General features: G+C 70.4%; 16 protein-coding genes. 10 read left to right on the top strand and 6 right to left on the bottom strand.

The window, feature by feature from the left end; genetic code table 11:
• Window positions 1–138: 138 nt before the first annotated feature.
• The 6 genes from D1369_RS02845 to D1369_RS02820 all read left to right on the top strand — a co-directional run bounded on the left by D1369_RS02845 (window position 139) and on the right by D1369_RS02820 (window position 4977).
• Window positions 139–1224: an S-(hydroxymethyl)mycothiol dehydrogenase gene (locus D1369_RS02845; protein WP_007386652.1), complete on the top strand. Its 1086-nt coding sequence runs from the start codon at window positions 139–141 to the stop codon at window positions 1222–1224.
• Window positions 1224–1853 (top strand): MBL fold metallo-hydrolase, encoded by a 630-nt coding sequence (locus tag D1369_RS02840; RefSeq protein WP_007386653.1) that lies wholly within the window; start codon window positions 1224–1226, stop codon window positions 1851–1853. Before D1369_RS02845 ends, D1369_RS02840 begins: the two co-directional genes overlap by 1 nt.
• Window positions 1843–2217 (top strand): DUF4180 domain-containing protein, encoded by a 375-nt coding sequence (locus D1369_RS02835; protein WP_007386654.1) that lies wholly within the window; start codon window positions 1843–1845, stop codon window positions 2215–2217. Before D1369_RS02840 ends, D1369_RS02835 begins: the two co-directional genes overlap by 11 nt.
• Before the next feature lie 80 nt (window positions 2218–2297).
• On the top strand, window positions 2298–3212 hold the full coding sequence (locus D1369_RS02830) for an SDR family oxidoreductase (protein WP_007386655.1): 915 nt from the start codon (window positions 2298–2300) through the stop codon (window positions 3210–3212).
• A gap of 174 nt (window positions 3213–3386) precedes the next feature.
• Window positions 3387–4178: an SDR family NAD(P)-dependent oxidoreductase gene (locus D1369_RS02825; protein ID WP_037903997.1), complete on the top strand. Its 792-nt coding sequence runs from the start codon at window positions 3387–3389 to the stop codon at window positions 4176–4178.
• A gap of 103 nt (window positions 4179–4281) precedes the next feature.
• A complete protein-coding gene (locus D1369_RS02820; RefSeq protein WP_007386657.1) occupies window positions 4282–4977 on the top strand; it encodes a L,D-transpeptidase family protein in 696 nt (231 codons plus the stop codon).
• A gap of 29 nt (window positions 4978–5006) precedes the next feature.
• On the opposite strand, the gene D1369_RS02815 is transcribed toward D1369_RS02820, so the two are convergent.
• The 4 genes from D1369_RS02815 to D1369_RS02800 are packed head-to-tail and all read right to left on the bottom strand — an operon-like array spanning window position 5007 to window position 9504.
• A complete protein-coding gene (locus tag D1369_RS02815) occupies window positions 5007–6209 on the bottom strand; it encodes a Gfo/Idh/MocA family oxidoreductase (protein ID WP_007386658.1) in 1203 nt (400 codons plus the stop codon).
• A 29-nt stretch (window positions 6210–6238) separates the two neighbouring features.
• Entirely contained in the window at window positions 6239–7579 is a 1341-nt protein-coding gene (locus tag D1369_RS02810) for a sugar ABC transporter substrate-binding protein (protein ID WP_037902359.1), read from the bottom strand.
• Window positions 7580–7589: 10 nt separating this feature from the next.
• Window positions 7590–8522 (bottom strand): carbohydrate ABC transporter permease, encoded by a 933-nt coding sequence (locus tag D1369_RS02805; protein ID WP_037902360.1) that lies wholly within the window; start codon window positions 8520–8522, stop codon window positions 7590–7592.
• Window positions 8523–8538: 16 nt separating this feature from the next.
• Complete coding sequence (locus D1369_RS02800; protein ID WP_007386661.1) at window positions 8539–9504, bottom strand: sugar ABC transporter permease; 966 nt, start codon at window positions 9502–9504, stop codon at window positions 8539–8541.
• Between the two features lie 167 nt (window positions 9505–9671).
• On the opposite strand from D1369_RS02800, the gene D1369_RS02795 reads away from it, so the two are divergent.
• The 3 genes from D1369_RS02795 (at window position 9672) to D1369_RS02785 (ending at window position 12009) form a co-directional block, all read left to right on the top strand.
• Window positions 9672–10832, top strand: coding sequence for an ROK family transcriptional regulator (locus D1369_RS02795; RefSeq protein ID WP_037902363.1), 1161 nt, complete (start codon window positions 9672–9674; stop codon window positions 10830–10832).
• A gap of 115 nt (window positions 10833–10947) precedes the next feature.
• Entirely contained in the window at window positions 10948–11133 is a 186-nt protein-coding gene (locus D1369_RS02790) for a hypothetical protein (protein ID WP_007386663.1), read from the top strand.
• A 54-nt stretch (window positions 11134–11187) separates the two neighbouring features.
• Entirely contained in the window at window positions 11188–12009 is an 822-nt protein-coding gene (locus D1369_RS02785; RefSeq protein ID WP_118082229.1) for an EamA family transporter, read from the top strand.
• 26 nt (window positions 12010–12035) lie between these two features.
• On the opposite strand, the gene D1369_RS02780 is transcribed toward D1369_RS02785, so the two are convergent.
• The gene (locus D1369_RS02780; RefSeq protein ID WP_007386666.1) at window positions 12036–13406 is read right to left on the bottom strand and encodes a S1 family peptidase; all 1371 of its coding nucleotides are present in this window, start codon (window positions 13404–13406) and stop codon (window positions 12036–12038) included.
• A 357-nt stretch (window positions 13407–13763) separates the two neighbouring features.
• Between D1369_RS02780 and D1369_RS02775 the strand changes: the two genes are divergently transcribed.
• A complete protein-coding gene (locus D1369_RS02775) occupies window positions 13764–14144 on the top strand; it encodes a PPOX class F420-dependent oxidoreductase (RefSeq protein ID WP_007386667.1) in 381 nt (126 codons plus the stop codon).
• Between the two features lie 67 nt (window positions 14145–14211).
• Here the strand turns inward: D1369_RS02775 and D1369_RS02770 are convergent, their stop codons facing one another.
• Window positions 14212–16956, bottom strand: coding sequence for a hypothetical protein (locus D1369_RS02770; protein WP_082319508.1), 2745 nt, complete (start codon window positions 16954–16956; stop codon window positions 14212–14214).
• Window positions 16957–17059: the final 103 nt, after the last annotated feature.

The following is a 17059-nucleotide window of genomic DNA, read 5'->3' as shown; positions in this document are numbered from 1 at the left end:
TGCCCAGCCCCGGCACATCGATGGCGTCGACAAAATACCCCCGGAGGGTACTTATCGGTCCTGGAACCGGTGCCGTTACTGATCAGTCACGCGTAGGGTCGAAGGGACGTACACCGGGCGACAGAAGGGGTCAGGGCCATGGCGCAGGAGGTACGCGGGGTGATCGCACCCGGCAAGGACGAGCCGGTGCGGGTGGAGACGATCGTTGTGCCCGATCCGGGACCGGGGGAGGCCGTCGTGCAGGTGCAGGCCTGCGGGGTCTGCCACACCGACCTGCACTACAAGCAGGGCGGGATCAACGACGACTTCCCCTTCCTGCTCGGCCACGAGGCCGCCGGTGTCGTCGAGTCGGTCGGCGAGGGGGTGACCGATGTCGCGCCCGGCGACTTCGTGATCCTCAACTGGCGTGCCGTGTGCGGCAATTGCCGCGCCTGTCTGCGCGGTCGGCCCTGGTACTGCTTCAACACGCACAACGCGAGCCAGAAGATGACCCTCACCGACGGCACCGAGCTCTCGCCCGCCCTGGGCATCGGCGCCTTCGCCGAGAAGACGCTGGTCGCCGCCGGACAGTGCACCAAGGTCGACGCCTCGGTCTCGGCCGCGGTCGCGGGGCTCCTGGGCTGCGGTGTGATGGCCGGCATCGGCGCCGCGATCAACACGGGGAACGTCGGCCGGGGCGACACCGTCGCCGTCATCGGCTGCGGTGGCGTCGGGGACGCGGCGATCGCGGGATCGAACCTCGCGGGCGCGGCGAAGATCATCGCCGTGGACATCGACGACCGGAAGCTGGAGAAGGCCCGCACGATGGGCGCGACCCACACCGTGAACTCGAAGGACGCCGACCCGGTCGAGGCGATCCGTGAACTGACCGGCGGCTTCGGCGCCGACGTCGTCATCGAAGCCGTCGGCCGCCCCGAGACGTACCGCCAGGCGTTCTACGCCCGCGACCTCGCCGGCACCGTCGTCCTCGTCGGCGTGCCCACCCCCGAGATGAAGCTGGAACTGCCGCTCCTGGACGTCTTCGGGCGCGGTGGCTCGCTCAAGTCGTCCTGGTACGGCGACTGTCTGCCCTCCCGCGACTTCCCCATGCTGATCGACCTGCATCTGCAAGGCCGCCTGGACCTGGAGGCGTTCGTGACCGAGACCATCCAACTCGACGAGGTGGAGAAGGCGTTCGAGCGCATGCACCACGGCGACGTCCTGCGCTCGGTGGTGGTGCTCTGATGGCCGCCCGCATCGAACGCCTCGTCACCTCAGGGCAGTTCAGCCTCGACGGCGGCACCTGGGACGTCGACAACAATGTCTGGATCGTCGGTGACGACCACGAGGTCATCGTCATCGACGCCGCCCACGACGCCGACGCCATCCTCGAGGCCGTGGGCGACCGCAGGTTGACCGCGATCGTCTGCACCCACGCCCACAACGACCACATCGACGCCGCGCCCGCCCTCGCGGACCGCACCGGCGCCACGATCTGGCTGCACCCCGACGACCTGCCGCTGTGGAAGCAGACCCACCCCGACCGCGACCCCGACGCCCATCTGCGCGACGGCCAGGTCATCGAGGCCGCGGGCATCGACCTCCAGGTGCTGCACACCCCCGGCCACGCCCCGGGCGCGGTCTGCCTCTACGACCCGGGCCTCGGCACCGTCTTCACCGGCGACACCCTCTTCCAGGGCGGCCCGGGGGCCACCGGCCGGTCCTGGTCCCACTTCCCGACGATCATCGATTCGATCCGCGACCGGCTACTGGCCCTGCCGCCCGAGACGAAGGTCCTCACCGGGCACGGCGACCCGACGACGATCGGCGCCGAGGCCCCGCATCTGCAGGAATGGATCGACCGTGGCCACTGACGACGTCGTGCACCTCAACGGCCTGAACGTCCTGCAGTGCGCCCCCGACGGACCGCCGCTGGACGGCGAGCGGGCGGCCCTCGACCTGATCGGTGACGCGATGGGCCGCGACGCCCAGGTGGTCGCCGTACCCGTGGCACGGGTCGCCGAGGAGTTCTTCCGACTGCGGTCGGGCGTCGCGGGCGCGGTGATGCAGAAGTTCGTGACCTACCGGGTCCGGCTGGCGGTCGTCGGTGACGTCACCCGGCACCTGGACGACAGCTCGGCGCTCAGGGACTTCGTCCACGAGACGAACCAGGGCGGCCACATCTGGTTCCTGCCCGATCTGGACACCCTGGACGAAAAACTGCGCGCGACCGGATGACTCTCCCGTAAATCACGACAGTGGTTGTCCGACTTCCCGGCGATGCTCGAAGCCACATCGCACACAACGGGAGGTCGGACATGTCACAACCGCTGGCAGGAAGGGTCGCGCTGGTCGCCGGGGCCACACGCGGAGCCGGACGCGGGATCGCCGTGGAACTGGGGGCGGCGGGGGCCACCGTCTACGTCACCGGGCGCAGCACCCGCGCCCGCCGCTCCGACTACGACCGCCCCGAGACCGTCGAGGACACCGCCGACCTCGTCACCGCGGCCGGGGGCCACGGCATCGCCGTACCCACCGACCATCTGGACCCGGCGCAGGTCCGCGCGCTCGTCGACCGCGTCGCCGACGAGCAGGGCCGCCTCGACGTGCTCGTCAACGACATCTGGGGCGGCGAGCACCTCTTCGCGTGGGACAGCCCGGTATGGGAGCACGACCTCGACAACGGCCTCAGGCTGCTCAGGCTCGCGATCGACACCCACGCCATCACCAGCCACCACGCCCTGCCCCTGCTGCTGCGCCGGCCCGGCGGCCTGGTCGTCGAGATGACCGACGGAACCGACGCCTACAACCGCGAGAACTACCGCGTCTCCTTCTTCTACGACCTCGCCAAGACCTCCGTCATCCGCATGGCCTTCGCGCTCGGCCACGAACTCGGCCCGCGCGGCGCCACCGCCGTCGCGCTGACCCCGGGCTGGCTGCGCTCGGAGATGATGCTCGACCACTTCGGGGTGCGGGAGGACAACTGGCGCGACGCCCTCGACCGCGTCCCCCACTTCGCCATCTCGGAGACCCCGCACTACGTGGGCCGCGCCGTCGCCGCGCTGGCCGCCGACCCCGACGTGGCCCGCTTCAACGGCGAGTCCCTCGACAGCGGCTCGCTCGCCCGGACGTACGGCTTCACGGACCTCGACGGGAGCCGTCCCGACGCCTGGCGCTACCTGGTCGAGGTCCAGGACGCGGGCAAGCCGGCGGACGTGACGGGTTACCGCTGAGGCGGCGGGCCGCTCGACGTCAGTGCCCCAGCGCGCCGAGTGGCCCGGTGACAGCGCGAGATCCTCCCGTACGGCGCGGTCCCGTGCGATCGTCGCCTCGGCCGGCTGCGGCTCGCCCTCCTGGGGAGTCAAGGGGTGCGGGTGCGGATCGTTGCCGAAATGGGCGGCGACCCGATGGCCTTCGAGGGACACACGGCACTGGTCACGGGCGCCGCCCGCGGGATCGGCGCGGCGGCGGCCCGCAGGCTCGCCGAGGAGGGGGCGCGGGTCGTGCTGACCGACCGCGACGGGCGGGCGGTCGAGGACACGGCCGCCCGCCTGCGTGAACAGGGCCTCACGGCACGGGCGTTGGAGTGCGACGTGGCCGACCGTACGGCAGTCGAGGCAGCGGTCGCCCACGCCGTCGACGCCTTCGGCTCGCTGGACGTCCTGGTCAACTGCGCCGCCCGGTGCACTCCGGAGACCCCGCTCTTCGAGGACGACCGGGACGAGGAGTGGGCGCGTGACCTGGACATCACCCTGGGCGGACCGTACCGCTGCGCGCGGGCCGCGCTGCCGCACCTGGTCGCCTCCGGTCGCGGCGCGATCGTCAACATCGGCTCCGTCAACGGCCTCCAGGACTTCGGCAACCACGCGTACAGCGCCGCCAAGGCGGGCCTCGGCTCCCTGACCCGTACCCTCGCCGGGCACGCTGCCGCCCGCGGGGTGCGCGTCAACCTGGTCGTCCCGGGCACGGTCCGCACCTCCGCCTGGGAAGGGCGGGAGAGCGAGCTGACCGAGATGCGGCGCCTGTATCCCCTCGGCCGGGTGGGCGAGCCCGAGGACATCGCCGCCGCGGTCGCCTTCCTCGCCTCCCGCGACGCGGCGTGGATCACCGGCACCGTGCTGGTCGTCGACGGGGGCCTCACCGCGGTCAACACCGGCTTCCACGCGACGGTCCATCCGGGCCGCGGGGCTTCGTCATGAGATTTGTCACCGTTCCGTCCCAGCACGCCCTGCGGTACAACGAAGTGGCTCGAAGACCTGTCTAGAGGTATGAGATCGCAGGACCTATGAAGGGGACAGGGCCATGGGGGACATACGCAGACGGGGTGCCGTCGCACTCGGGATCACCGGACTGGTCGCACCGCTGACCATCGCGCTGGGCGCCGCGCCCGCGCAGGCGGCCAGCTGCACCACGCAGGCGGGGCCGTACCAGAAGCAGGTCGAGAAGTTCCTCGGCCGCCCGGTCGACGGCAGGCAGTCCACCGCCGACTGCAAGGCGATCAGGGCATTCCAGAACAAACACGGCATCACGCCGAACATCGGCTACGCGGGATCCGTCACCTGGGGCGTGATGGACCTCATGAACAAGCAGAAGGCCGTCGGCAGCAACCCCAACCGGGACGGCAAGTGCCCGACGAACAAGGGCCGCATCGCCTGCGTGAACCTCACCCTCCAGCTGAGCTGGATCCAGGACGGCAGCCGACTCGTCTACGGCCCCGTCCCGGTCCGCACCGGTCGCGACGGCTACGAGACCCGCACCGGCCTGAAGAAGATCTACTGGCGTGACATCGATCACGTGTCGAACATCTACAACGTGCCGATGCCCTACAGCCAGTTCTTCGACGGCGGCCAGGCCTTCCACTCGGTGAATCTCAGCATGTGGAACCCGCCCGGCTCGCACGGCTGCACCAACATGACGCCCAAGGACGCCAAGAAGTACTGGTCGCTACTCAAGACGGGCGACGACGTCTTCGTGTACGGCCGCAAGCCGGGCACCTGAGACACACGGCGCCCGGCACGAGGCCACGGTCACGCGTCAGGCGCGTCCCCGAAGTCCGGGATCTCCAGCCTTGCCCCGCCCTGCCGCGCGGAGTCGTGCGCGACGATGCCCGGCAGGGTGTAGCGGGCCGCCACCCAGGCGTTCACCGACGGCAGGGTACGGCTGTTCACCGCGGTCACGAAGTCGTCCACCAGGAAGTGGTGGCTGCCCTCGTGGCCGTTGTGCAGGTGGTCGAACTCCCGCGGCAGCCGCGCCCGGTCGTGCACCGGCGCCGATCCGGACGTGAAAGCGGCCCGCAGGTCCGGCGCGATGTGCTGGAGTGACGGGTCGTCAGGAGCCATGGTGGGCTTGGGCTCCAGAAGCTCGCTGATGTCCTTCACGCCCTTCTTGTCCTGCCACAGGGCGACCGTGGCGAGCTGCTCCATGCTCGCCTCGGTGCCGAAGAACCGGAAACGCGACTCCCGGATGTGGGAGGGGTAGCCCACCCGCCGGAACTCGTTCGTACGGAACGACCCGCCGCCCGCCACCTCGAACAGCGCGGTCGCGTTGGAGAAGTCGTTGCCGAACTGGCTGACCTCCTTGTCGAACACGCCGTCTCCGCGGTTGTCGACCACACCGATCGCCGACACGCTCACCGCGTGCGTCTGCCAGGCGCCGAGCACCCCGCCCACCGAGTGCGTGGGGTAGAGCAGCGGGGGATAGCTGGCGGTCTCCTTCCACTTCTCGCCGCCGCTGTACTGGTACGCCTCGTAGAACCCGAGGTCCATGTCGTGGACGTAGTCACCCTCGGCGTAGAAGAGCCGCCCGAAGGCGCCCTCGGCGATCTGGTTGCGGGCATGCACGGTCGCCGGGTTGTACTGGCTGGTCTCGCCCATCATGTACGTCAGCCCGGTCGCCCGGACCGCGTCGATGATCGCCGCGATCTCCTCGGTGGTGATGGCCATGGGCACCGCGGAGTACACGTGCTTGCCGGCGTTCAGGCCCTGGAGCACCAGGGGGCCGTGCGTCCAGCGCTGGGTGAAGATCGCGACCGCGTCGACCTCCTTCGACTCCAGCATGGCCTCGTAGGTGGGGAAGGTGCCGGCCAGGCCCTGCGCCGAGGCGAGTTGCTCGGCCCGTTCGGGCAGCAGATCGGTGACGTAGACGTCGCCGACACCGGGGTGGGCCTGGAACAGCGTGGCGAACTGGCCGGAGAACTGGCCGGCGCCGACGATGCCGAGGGAGAAGGTCATGCGGGGTGTGTCCTTCACTGGTCGCGGGATCACTGCGAGAGGATCAGGTTGATCTGGTCGTTGGTCTCGTCGAGGCTGGTCACGGACCGGCCGTTGCCGAAGATGTCCTGCATGGCGGGATGCATCAACGCGTACACGTCCGCCGCGTAGTTGGTGATGGGGTAGGAGAAGGTCGTGAAGTCCTTCTTGTCGGCGACCGGCTCGGTGAAGGCCGTGACGTCGATCCCCTTCTTCTTGTAGGCGGCCACGGCGGCCGCGGTGCCGTCGGGGGTGGCGGGGAAGACGATGCCGTAACCGCCCACCGTCTTCTGGCACTCGCCCGAGGACAGGTACTTCACCCACTTGCGGGCGCCCGCCTTGTTGCGGGCGTTCTTGGTGATGGAGTCGGCGAGGCCGTTCATCATGGTGGCCCGCTTGCCGGTGGGGCCCTCGGGGGTGACGGCGGTGCGCATGTCGAGTCCCTTGAACCCGGCGTAGGTCGAGATCATCCAGGCCCCGTCGAAGGCGGTCGCCGCCTTGCCCGCCGCGACCTGGGTGTTGGCCTGGTTGGACTGGGAGTTGTAGTCGGTGAAGGGCGCCATGTAGCCCTTCTTCGCCAGTCCGAAGTACCACTTGACGGCGGACTGGAAGGCCGGGCTGTCGTACCGGTACTTCGTGCCCCACCGCTTCTTGTCGGTGTAGCTCCAGCCGGCGGAGGCGGTGAAGGTGCTCCACTGGGTCTGGCCGTCGCCGTCCCCGCCGCCGTTGGTGGCGAGGCCGTACACCTTGACGTGGTGCTTGTCGAAGCCCGGCTCGTCGCCCCGCTTGCCGTTCCTGTCGACGGTGAGGTGGGCGATGGCCTTCTCGAAGCTGCCGCCGTTCTCCGGGTTCCAGGCCAGGTCGTTCAGCTGGGTGGCCGTGAGCCCGGCAGCGTCGGTCATCTTCTTGTTGTAGAAGAGGGCGACGGTGTCCCAGTCCTTGGGGGCGCCGTAGCGATGGCCGTCCTGCCCCATCCAGTTGGCCGCGAGCCCGGGCTGGTAGGCGGACTCGTCGATGCCCAGGTCGTCGAGGGGCTCGAGGACCTTGAGGTCGGCGAACTGGCCGAACTTCTGGATGTGGTCGGTGAACACGTCCGGCTCGGTGCCGGCGATGAAGCTCGCGGTGAGCTTGGTCCAGTAGTCGTCCCAGCCCAACTGGGTGATCTTCACGTGCAGTCCGGGGTTCTGCTGCTCGAAGTCCTTGGCGCAGGCCTGGTAGGCGGGCTGCTGGTTGGAGTCCCACAGCCAGTACGTCACCGTGTGCGAGGAGGACCCGGCGGAGCCGCCGCGCGCACACCCCGTCAGACACAGGGTCAGTGCGCCGGCCAGAGCGGTCAGCGTACGAAGTCGCATCAGGAGTCCCTCACTTGATCCCGGTGAAGCTGATGGTGGACACGATGCGGCGGGCGAAGAACCCGAACAGCGCAAGCATCGGCAGCGCGGCGATGAGCGTCGCCGCCATGAGGCCCGACCAGTCGACGCCCGTCTGCGGGGTCTGGGCCCGGAAGATGGCCAGCGCGACGGTCAGGACGCGGGAGCTGTCGCTGTAGGACACCATCAGCGGCCAGAAGTAGTCGTTCCAGGAGGTGATGTACGTCAGCACCGCCAGCGTGAGTACCGGCGCGGACGCCATCGGCAACAGCACCCGGAAGAAGATCCGCACCTTCCCGGCGCCGTCCAGCAGGGCCGCCTCCTCGACCTCGTGGGGCACGTTCATGAAGAACTGCCTCAGGAAGAAGACCGCGAACGGCGTCATGAACATCGTCGGCAGGGCGATGCCCAACAGGTTGTCGATCAGGCCGAGTTCCTTGATGAGCACGAAGTTCGGCAGCAGCGTGAAGATGGTCGGCACCATCAGCCCGGCCAGGAACAGCGCGAACACCTGGTCGCGGCCCCGCCAGCGCAGCCGGGCGAAGGCGTAGGCGGCCATCGCGGAGAAGAAGATCTGGCAGGCGGTCACCAGGGTCGAGACGATCACCGAGTTGAGCAGATAGCGCCAGAACTTCAGCCCGCCGCCCGCACCGCCCTGCGCGATCGCGTCCTTCGTGGACTCCAGGCCCAGGGCGCGGGCGAATCCGGTGCCGGTCGGGTCCACCGGCAGGGGGTCGGACGCGTGGGCGGCGAGCCCTGAGTTGGTGGACAGCGCGGTGCGCAGGATCCAGTAGAACGGCAGCAGGGTCACGAGCACGATCGCGCCCATCGCCGTCCAGGCCAGGACGCGGCCGGGGGAGAGGGGACGGCGCCCGGTGGGCCGTACACGTGTCGTCGTGGGCGTGGTGGTGGTCACGGCAGCCATGTCGACTCCTTCCGGGTCAGCCGAGATCGGTCTGGCCGGCCCGGGTGAGCCGGTACTGCAGGACGGTGATCGCGCTCAGCACGACCAGCAGGGCGACGGACATCGCGGACGCGTAGCCGAACTGGAAGCGGCCGAACGCCGATTGGTAGATGTAGAACTGGAGCACGTTGGTCGCGTTCGCCGGGCCGCCCGCGGTCGTCACCGCGACCGTGTCGAACACCTGGAACGAACCGATCACCGTCATGATCAGAACCACCGCCAGGACCGGACGCAGCAGCGGCATGGTGATCCGCCAGAACATCCGCCACTCGCTCGCGCCGTCCACCTTCGCCGCCTCGTACATGTCGTTCGGGATGGCCATGAGCCCGGCGAACAGCAGCAGCGCGGTGTAGCCGACATGCCGCCACACGTTGATCAGGGCGATCGTCGGGATCGCCCAGGTCTCGTCGGCGAGGAAGGGGATCCGGTCGAAGCCGAGCCCGGCGATGATCTCGTTGCCGATGCCGAGCTGGTTGTCGAGGATCCACAGCCAGACCAGACCCGCGACGACGTTCGACATCAGATAGGGCGTCAGCACGATCCCGCGCAGCAGTGGGGACTGGGTCAGGCGCTGCAGGAGCACGGCGATGGCGAGGGCGGACACCGTCTGGACGCCGATGTTGATGACCACGTACTCCACGGTGACCTTCAGCGACTCCCAGAAGATGGGGTCGTGGATCATCCGGTCGTAGTTGGCGAGGCCCACCCACTCCGCGGGGGTCAGCAGATTGAAGCGGGTGAAGCTCAGGTAGATGCCCCGCAGCGTCGGCCAGAGCAGGAAGACCACGAAACCCACCAGGGCGGGGGCGATGAACACCGCGGCCAGACGCCCGTCACCCCCGTTCGACCCGCCTGGGACGCGGTCCGTGCCCGGTTCGGTCCGTGCCCCCTCGGCGCCGCCGAGCGGCAGACGCGACGGAGGGCTGCTGGAGGCGATGGTCATCGGGAGACTCCCTCGTCTTCGGTGGCTCGTCCTCGGCCACTTACTTTTGTCGCGAAAGAATCCAACCGTCAAGGGGCGGGTCCGCATCTTTTCGGGACGGTCTCGGTGACCGTAATCTGGGCACATTGCTTTTACAGTGAAAGAAATCATGTGGGAGTCTGACCTTCATGACCGCAGTTGCCGTCAGCTGGCTACCCCTGAGCGCCGGTGAGCGCTCGGTGGCGATCGAGGTGCTCGTGCACGGCCCGCTGTCGCGCACCGAACTCGCCCGCCGCCTCGACCTCTCCGCGGGCAGCCTCACCCGGCTGACCAAACCGCTCATCGAGTCGGGACTGCTGATCGAGGTCCCCGAGGCGGGCACCCCGGCCGAGGTGCGCCAGGGGCGCCCCTCGCAGCCCCTCGACGTGGTCGCCGAGTCCCGGTCCTTCATCGGCTTCAAGATCACCGAGGACATGGTCTACGGCGTCGTCACCACCCTCCGGAGCGAGATCGTCGCCCGCCACGACCGGCCCCTCGCCAGCCATGACCCCGCCGAAGTCGCCGACCTGCTCGCGGAGATGACGCGCGAACTGGCCCGCGCGTATCCGCGGCTCGCCGGCATCGGCATCGGGGTCGGCGGCTTCGTCCAGGAGCGTGCCGTGGTCGGCGAGTCCCCGTTCCTGCACTGGCGGGACGTCCCTCTCGGTGAACTCGTCGAGGAGCGCACGGGGTTGCCCGTGGTCGTCGAGAACGACGTCGCCGCCCTCGTCGAGGCCGAGACCTGGTTCGGCGCGGGACGCGGCCTCGACCGCTTCGTCGTCCTCACCATCGGTGCCGGCATCGGCTACGGCCTGGTCCTCGGTGGCCGGCGCGTCCCCTACGCCGAGGAGGACCGGGGCTTCGGGCGGCACTGGATCATCGACCCCAACGGGCCGCTGACGCCCGACGGCAACCGCGGCAGCGCCGTCTCCCTGCTCACCATCCCCAACATCCGCTACCAGGTGCAGGCCGCCACCGGCCGCGACCACAGCTACGAGGAGATCCTCGCCCTCGCCGCGGCGGGCGACCCCATGCCCGCCCGCGTCATCGACGAGGCCGGGCGCGCCCTCGGTGTCCTCGTCGCCCAGATCGCCAACTTCGCCATGCCGCAGAAGATCATGCTCGCCGGAGAGGGCGTCGGACTGATGGACGTGGCCGGCAAGACCGTCGAGGACGCGATCCGCTCCCACCGCCACCCTCTGGCCACCCCGATCGACCTGGAGACCAGAGTGTCCGACTTTCACGACTGGGCCCGCGGGGCCGCCGTACTGGCGATCCAGGTGCTGGTCCTCGGTGTGGCCGAAGTGTGAAGAGGGTCACGCCCCTTGACATCTCGCGCCTTGACAGATGGACGTGATCAGCGACACGGTCCGATATGCCCGTTTCTGGTGTGATTACTCACGGCGCCTTCACTTCCACGGCCGTATGCTTCACACCATGTCCACCACTGTTGAACCCGTGACCGATCGATCGGCCGACGAGGTCAACGAGGAGATCCGGGCCCTGTGGCGCCGGGCGGGCGGGACACTGAGCGGCGAGCAGCGCGAGGAATATCAGCGCCTCGTCCTGGAGTGGGCCGCCGCCGCTCCGCAGCCGGTCCGGGCGGCCTGACCCCGCGGACCCCCGCGGGGCATCACCGCCCCGTCCCTGGGCACCCCTGACGGGATGGGCCCTCTCCTCGCACTGACCTCGGCGGTCCTTTACGGCATCGTCGACTTCACCGGTGGCCTGCTGTCCCGTCGCGCGCACTTCGCCGCCGTCACCTTCCTCGGCCAGATCGGCGGCCTGCTGCTCGCGACCGCCGCCGCGCTCCTCCTTCCCGTCGGCCCCGTACGGCCCGTCGACCTCCTGTGGGGCGCGCTCTCCGGAGTCGGAAGCGGCGCCGCCATGCACTTCCTCAACCGCGGCCTCAGCCACGGCGCGATGAGCGTGGTCGTACCTGTGAGCGCCGTCACCGGGGTCGCCCTCTCCGTGGTGTGCGGAGTGATGCTCGGCGACCGGCCGACCGCCGTGGCCTGGCTGGGGATCGTCCTCTCCGTGCCCGCGCTCTGGATGGTCTGCGGCGGCGGCAAGGACGACGGCGGGGGCGTCCCCGACGGGCTGCTGGCCAGTGCCGGCATCGCGCTCCAGTACATCGCCCTCGCCCAGGCCGATGCCTCCAGCGGACTGTGGCCGGTGGCCGCGGGACGGGTGGCCGCCGTACTCGTGCTGCTGCCCATGGCGGCACGACACCCCCGGCGCCTGCGCCTGCCGCCGGTGCGCGCCGTCCAGGCGGTGCTCGTCGGAGCGGGCGCAGCCCTCGCGCTCATCCTCTATCTGCTGGCCGCCCAGCGGCAGTTGCTGGCCGTCGCCGTGGTCCTGGCCTCCCTCTACCCGGCCCTCCCCGTGATCCTCGGACTCGCCCTGCTGCACGAGCGCCTGAGCCCCAGGCAGGTGATGGGCCTCCTGGGGGCGGGGATCGCCACGGTCCTGCTCAGCCTGGGATGAGAAGCCCGAGGCCGGAAGGCCCGGGCTCAGCCCCAAGTCGCTCCGTAGTACCGCTGATACGCCCTGCGGTCCTGTTCCGAGCGGATGTACCGCGTCGCCACCAGCGCGATCAGACTCCCGCCGAGGACCAGCAGACCGGGCCCGACGTTCCGGGTGTCCGTGAGCCGGCTCAGCAGGGGCGTGCCCTGGGCCCCCTGCACCGCGGCCGAGGAACCGGGAGATGCGGCACCGGGAGCGATCGAGCCCTGCGCGGAGGTGGCCGACGGTGCGGGAGAGGCCCCGCCGGCGGCGGCCGTCGGGTTCGACACGATCAACCGCATGCCGAGTGCCGTCAGCGCCTTCGTCACCGGCTGGAAGAACGTCGTACCGCCCTGGGTGCAGTCACCGCTGCCGCCCGAGGTGATGCCGAGTGCGATCCCCTCGGAGAACATCGGACCGCCGCTGTCCCCGGGCTCGGCACACACATTGGTCTCGATCAGCCCGGTGACCGTGCCCTCCGGGTAGTTCACCGTCGAGTTGACCCCCGTCACCTGACCGTCGCGCAGCCCGCTGGTGCTGCCGCTGCGGAACACCCGCTGCCCGATGGACGGATCGCCCGCGCCGGTGATCTGCACGCCCTTGCCGTTGCCGATGAACACGACACCGGCGCCGTCGCCGGCCTTCCCGTTGTTGTACTGAACCAGCGAGAAGTCGTTGCCGGGGAAGCTCTGGGTGACCGTCTTGCCGAGCTGGTTGGTGCCCCCGGTGTCCGCGAACCAGGTCGAACCGGTGGGACCGCAGTGCCCGGCCGTGAGGATGAAGTCGCTCTGGCCGTTGGTCACGTTGAAGCCGGCCGAACAGCGTCCGCCGGTCGACAGGATCGGCTGCGCCCCGTTCAGGCGGGGAGTGAAGCTGCCCTCGGTGCGCTCCATGCGGACGAAGCCGCCGATGCCGTGGGCGACCTTCGTCATCGCGGCCCAGTCGGACGCCGAGACGGTGCTGTCGCCCTGCACCACCACCTCGTTGGTCCGGTAGTCCATGGACCAGGCGGTCCCGGCCACCCGGGGCGCGGAACGCAGCGTCCTCGCCGCCGACTTGAGCTCGTCCATGCTGTGCCCGACGACCTTCGGCCTGGCACCCGCCTCGCGTACCTCGGCGGCCGCCTGCTCGTCAGTGACCGCGACGACCGGCTTCCCGTCGGCGCCGATCCAGGTGCCGGCGGTACGGGAGCTGCCGAGCCGCGACACCAGATCCTCCCCCGTCCGCCCCGCCTCCATCGCGTAGGTGCGCGGCACGGCGGTGGTCGCGGGAGGCTCGCTCGCGACGGCCCGCGTGACCATCGCGCCTCCCAGGAGGAGTCCGCCGACTGCCGCCAGCCGTGTCACTCGCCGGACGACCCGTCGTCGTGCGTGCCTCATGCATGGCTCCCGAACCAGAACAAGCGGTGTCTGCACCGCGGGGCCCTCCGGTCGTTGAGCACCCTCCTTGCATACGCGCCCCGGGCCGGACGCGTTCACGACAGCGGGTGATCCGGTGCGGCGGGGTCCTGCCGAGGCGCTTCAACCAGCCACGCGTGGAACGGCGTTGGCCGGATCTCCCCGCATACGGCCGCCCTTCCAGCGAGCCCCGGGCCGGGCGCTCCGGTCGGCGGGGCGCGGTCGGCCCTCACGCATCCACATGAGCCGAACGGGCGCCGACGTCCCCACCCCGTGCTCCACGCCCCGCGAGCCGCACCGCACCTGCGCCGATCGAACATGTTTGCCTAGACTTCCGTCATGGACGACACGCCGCTGGAGCGGCTCGGTAACGGCAAGTACCTGCTGCTCACCAGCTTCCGGAAGAACGGCACACCGGTCGCCACCCCCGTCTGGGTGGTCCGCGACGGGGACGCGCTCGGCGTGTGGTCGGCCGCCGACGCCTGGAAGGTGAAGCGGATCCGGGCCCGCGCGGACGTCCTCGTCGGCCCCTGCGACGTGCGGGGCAACCCGACCGGCGACCAGATCCCGGCCACGGCGGAGATCTGTGACGCGGCGACCACCGCCCGCTACCGGCAGCTCCTGGCCCGGAAGTACGGCATCCTCGGCCGGCTCACGCTCCTCGGCAGCAGGCTGCGCCGGGGGGCGGACGGGACGGTCGGAATCCGCGTGACCTTGTGACGAACGGGGCCCGGTCCGACCGGGCCCCGCTCAGAAGGTCAGCGCGAGCTGCCGCACGGCAGCGTGCTCACGGCCGGTCGAGCACCGTCCCCGTCAGCGCCGGCCGGTCCGGCAGCGGCTCGGCGTTGCGGTCGGTCTGGGCGAGGCGCACCGACTCGGTCGGCTCGGCCACCTGGTCCTGCAGCGTCGGCACGATGAAGTCCACGCTGGTGCTCCCCGGGGGGATGTTCAGCCACACCCACAGGTTCGCGTCGGACAGCGGCCGCTCCGGGTCGGGCACGTCACCGGACCAGTCCTTGAGCCACTGCGGGTCCACGTCCTTGGTGGACAGCTCGGTGCCCTCGGTGACCGGAAGTACCCGCACCGGCTCCCAGAGGTCCACCGTCACGGGTGCGTCGATGGACAGCCGCCAGGTCAGCGTCTCTCCCTCGGTCACCCGGTCCGCGACCGGCGACAGGGTGACCACCGGCGCGGGGTCGTCGTTCTCGACGGTGACCCCGCCCCGGTGCTTGCCGATGACGGAGTGGTGCACGGCCTTGACCGCGATGTCGTGCTCCACGTCCTCACCGTAATTCGTGTCGCCCTTCACCTCGACCGGAACGTCGATTGCGTGGCTGCCGGGCCGTACCGTCACCAGCTTGCTCTGGGCCCGGCCGCTGTCCGGTTCGAGGACGTACACCCGGACCTGGCCGCTGCCGTGCCCCGAGATCTTCACCGGGATGCGGTAGGTGCGGGTGCCCGAGTCGCCCTCCTTGACGATCGTGCGGCCCACGTCGACGCGGGGCAGCGCGGCCGCAGTGACCGCGGGAGTGCCCGGCGCCCAGCCCCAGGCGTCCATCAGCCAGGCTCGCCCGGACCGCGAACGGGGTGTCAGTTCAAGGGACTTGACGTGCCGGAGGTCGAGCCCGGCCCGGGTCGCCGCCGTCAGCGGGACCCGCAGCTCCTGAGCCCAGTAGGACGCGGTCCTCGCGGAGCCCGGCAGGCCCGCCACCTCGGCGCGGCCCAGCGTCACCCGACGGCCCGCGGAGTCGGTGACGGACACGTCGAACTTCGTGCCGGTCGTGTTCGGCGGTACGAAGACCCGCAGCGCGAGCTTCTGGGAGCCGTGCAGGGAGAGCGGCTTGGCGGGGGTGACGCGTGCGGCCGTGCCCGGTGCGGACCACTTCAGGTCCACCGCGCTGCGGCCGGTCTCCTTCTCCGTCTCCCACCACGCGAAGTGCGGGGACGAGCCGGGGGTCTCCGGGTCCAGACAGGCCACGGCCGGGTTCGGGTCGATCGCCGAGCACAGCCGGGCACCGGTCACCTTGGCACCGGAGTCCGGCAGGAAGCCGCCGCTGCGGCGACCGCCGACCGCGTGGGTCAGCACCCGGGCCGGGTCGGCGGACGAGGCCCGCCTGCCGGAACCGTCGAGCAGCGGACGCACCCGGTCGTCACCGGCGAGGAAGAGCCGGGCCGCCGCGGCGATGTAGGTGGAACCCGCCTTGTGCTGCTGGGCGGCGGTCAGCCGGGTCGGGGCGCCCGGCGTGCACACCGGGTCGGTCTGCTCCGGGTCGGTTCCGAAGTCGTCCTGGGCCGGGGCCTCGGCCTCGCCCGGAGTCCACTCGCTGTTGAAGTAGTTGTGGTTGGCGCCGACCACGTAGACCGCGCTGTGCAGCGCGGTGCCCCGGCTGACACCGCGGGTGCCGTCGACGAAGTCCTCGCCCTGAAGGTCGGAGACATCGCCGTCGCAGCCCGGCAGCAGGGTCACGGACGGCACGTCGGCGACCGGATTCTGGCCGAAGATCGTCGGTCCGATCAGCACGGTCGCGCGTACCTTCCAGCGCACCGGCCCCCGGTAACCGTCCTCGGCCGCGGGTGGCGGGTAGAGGCTGTCCATGGCGGCCCGGTTGACGCCCTCGCCGCCGCGCGAGTGGCCGACGAGCAGGACCCGGGACAGGTCGGTCTTCGGCGCCTGGCGTACGACGGCCGGGGCGGTGGAGCGGTGGGCGGCCCAGTCGGCCCAGTGGGCGAGATGCTGCCGTACCAGCGAGGAGCGCGCCTGCGCGCCGGCGTCCTCGGCCTGCCAGTCCTGGGCGTTGATGCCGTTGGCCGAGATCGACACGGTCACATAGCCCTGGGAGGCCAGGAGTTTCTGGTCACGCAGATAGCCCTTGTCGCTGGGGATCGGCTTGTAGCCGTCCGCGCAGGGCCAGTCGATGGTCGTGTCGTCCTCGCTGCCCGGCTTGTAGCAGGTGGAGTGGCGGCCGTGCAGGAACAGCGCGAGCGGCCGGCTGCCAGTGGCACCCTTCGGCGCCACCACCTGGGCACGCATCTCGACCGGGGTCGCGAACCCCGGCAGACGCACGGGGGCGAGGTCGTACGAGCCGCTGACCGTGCGGTACGAGCCGGGCTTCCCGGGATCGACGCCGTTCGCCGGTGCCTGCGGGGGGAGCCGCACCCCCTGCGGGTCGGACTCGCGCGGCTGGTCGGCCGCCACGTCCAACCGGCGTCCCGCGGCGGTGACTTGCAGGTCGGTCAGTGCGGTGGATCCGGCTTCGTCGAGAGCGAGCCGGAAGGTCCGCCCGTCCTTCCCCGGCTTCGGTGCACCGAGCAGCCGGTCGCCCGTGCGGAACTCGACGCGCGCGTCCCCCACGGGCACGGGCTTCGGCGCGCGCCAGACCAGCTCACGCGAGCCGTGGTCCCCGTCGATCCGCCATCCCGGCGGAAGTTTGTTGTCGTCCGTAGTACTCAACAGTCTTGTCTGGGAAGGCTGTTGAGCCTGTGCCAGTCCGGGCGAGCCCGCCAGGGCCGCCAGCACCGCCACGGCGGTCACACTTATTCGCCGGGCAGGGTTCAATGGTTCTCTCCTCAAAACCCCGTGCGCAGACGTCCCGTCGGTCCCGGGCGCCTCTCGCGTCACGTAGGACGGGGGAGGG

Source organism: Streptomyces sp. CC0208, from assembly GCF_003443735.1.
GTDB classification, from domain to species: Bacteria; Actinomycetota; Actinomycetes; order Streptomycetales; family Streptomycetaceae; genus Streptomyces; species Streptomyces sviceus.
This window is presented reverse-complemented; position numbering and strand designations above follow the sequence as displayed.

Bases quoted from the DNA above. Each gene is read 5' to 3' on its own strand.
- D1369_RS02845 (WP_007386652.1), top strand. From the start codon at position 139: ATGGCGCAGGAGGTACGCGGGGTGATCGCACCCGGCAAGGACGAGCCG.
- D1369_RS02840 (WP_007386653.1), top strand. From the start codon at position 1,224: ATGGCCGCCCGCATCGAACGCCTCGTCACCTCAGGGCAGTTCAGCCTC.
- D1369_RS02830 (WP_007386655.1), top strand. From the start codon at position 2,298: ATGTCACAACCGCTGGCAGGAAGGGTCGCGCTGGTCGCCGGGGCCACA.
- D1369_RS02825 (WP_037903997.1), top strand. From the start codon at position 3,387: ATGGCCTTCGAGGGACACACGGCACTGGTCACGGGCGCCGCCCGCGGG.
- D1369_RS02820 (WP_007386657.1), top strand. From the start codon at position 4,282: ATGGGGGACATACGCAGACGGGGTGCCGTCGCACTCGGGATCACCGGA.
- D1369_RS02815 (WP_007386658.1), bottom strand. From the start codon at position 6,209: ATGACCTTCTCCCTCGGCATCGTCGGCGCCGGCCAGTTCTCCGGCCAG.
- D1369_RS02810 (WP_037902359.1), bottom strand. From the start codon at position 7,579: ATGCGACTTCGTACGCTGACCGCTCTGGCCGGCGCACTGACCCTGTGT.
- D1369_RS02805 (WP_037902360.1), bottom strand. From the start codon at position 8,522: ATGGCTGCCGTGACCACCACCACGCCCACGACGACACGTGTACGGCCC.
- D1369_RS02800 (WP_007386661.1), bottom strand. From the start codon at position 9,504: ATGACCATCGCCTCCAGCAGCCCTCCGTCGCGTCTGCCGCTCGGCGGC.
- D1369_RS02795 (WP_037902363.1), top strand. From the start codon at position 9,672: ATGACCGCAGTTGCCGTCAGCTGGCTACCCCTGAGCGCCGGTGAGCGC.
- D1369_RS02790 (WP_007386663.1), top strand. From the start codon at position 10,948: ATGCTTCACACCATGTCCACCACTGTTGAACCCGTGACCGATCGATCG.
- D1369_RS02785 (WP_118082229.1), top strand. From the start codon at position 11,188: ATGGGCCCTCTCCTCGCACTGACCTCGGCGGTCCTTTACGGCATCGTC.
- D1369_RS02780 (WP_007386666.1), bottom strand. From the start codon at position 13,406: ATGAGGCACGCACGACGACGGGTCGTCCGGCGAGTGACACGGCTGGCG.
- D1369_RS02775 (WP_007386667.1), top strand. From the start codon at position 13,764: ATGGACGACACGCCGCTGGAGCGGCTCGGTAACGGCAAGTACCTGCTG.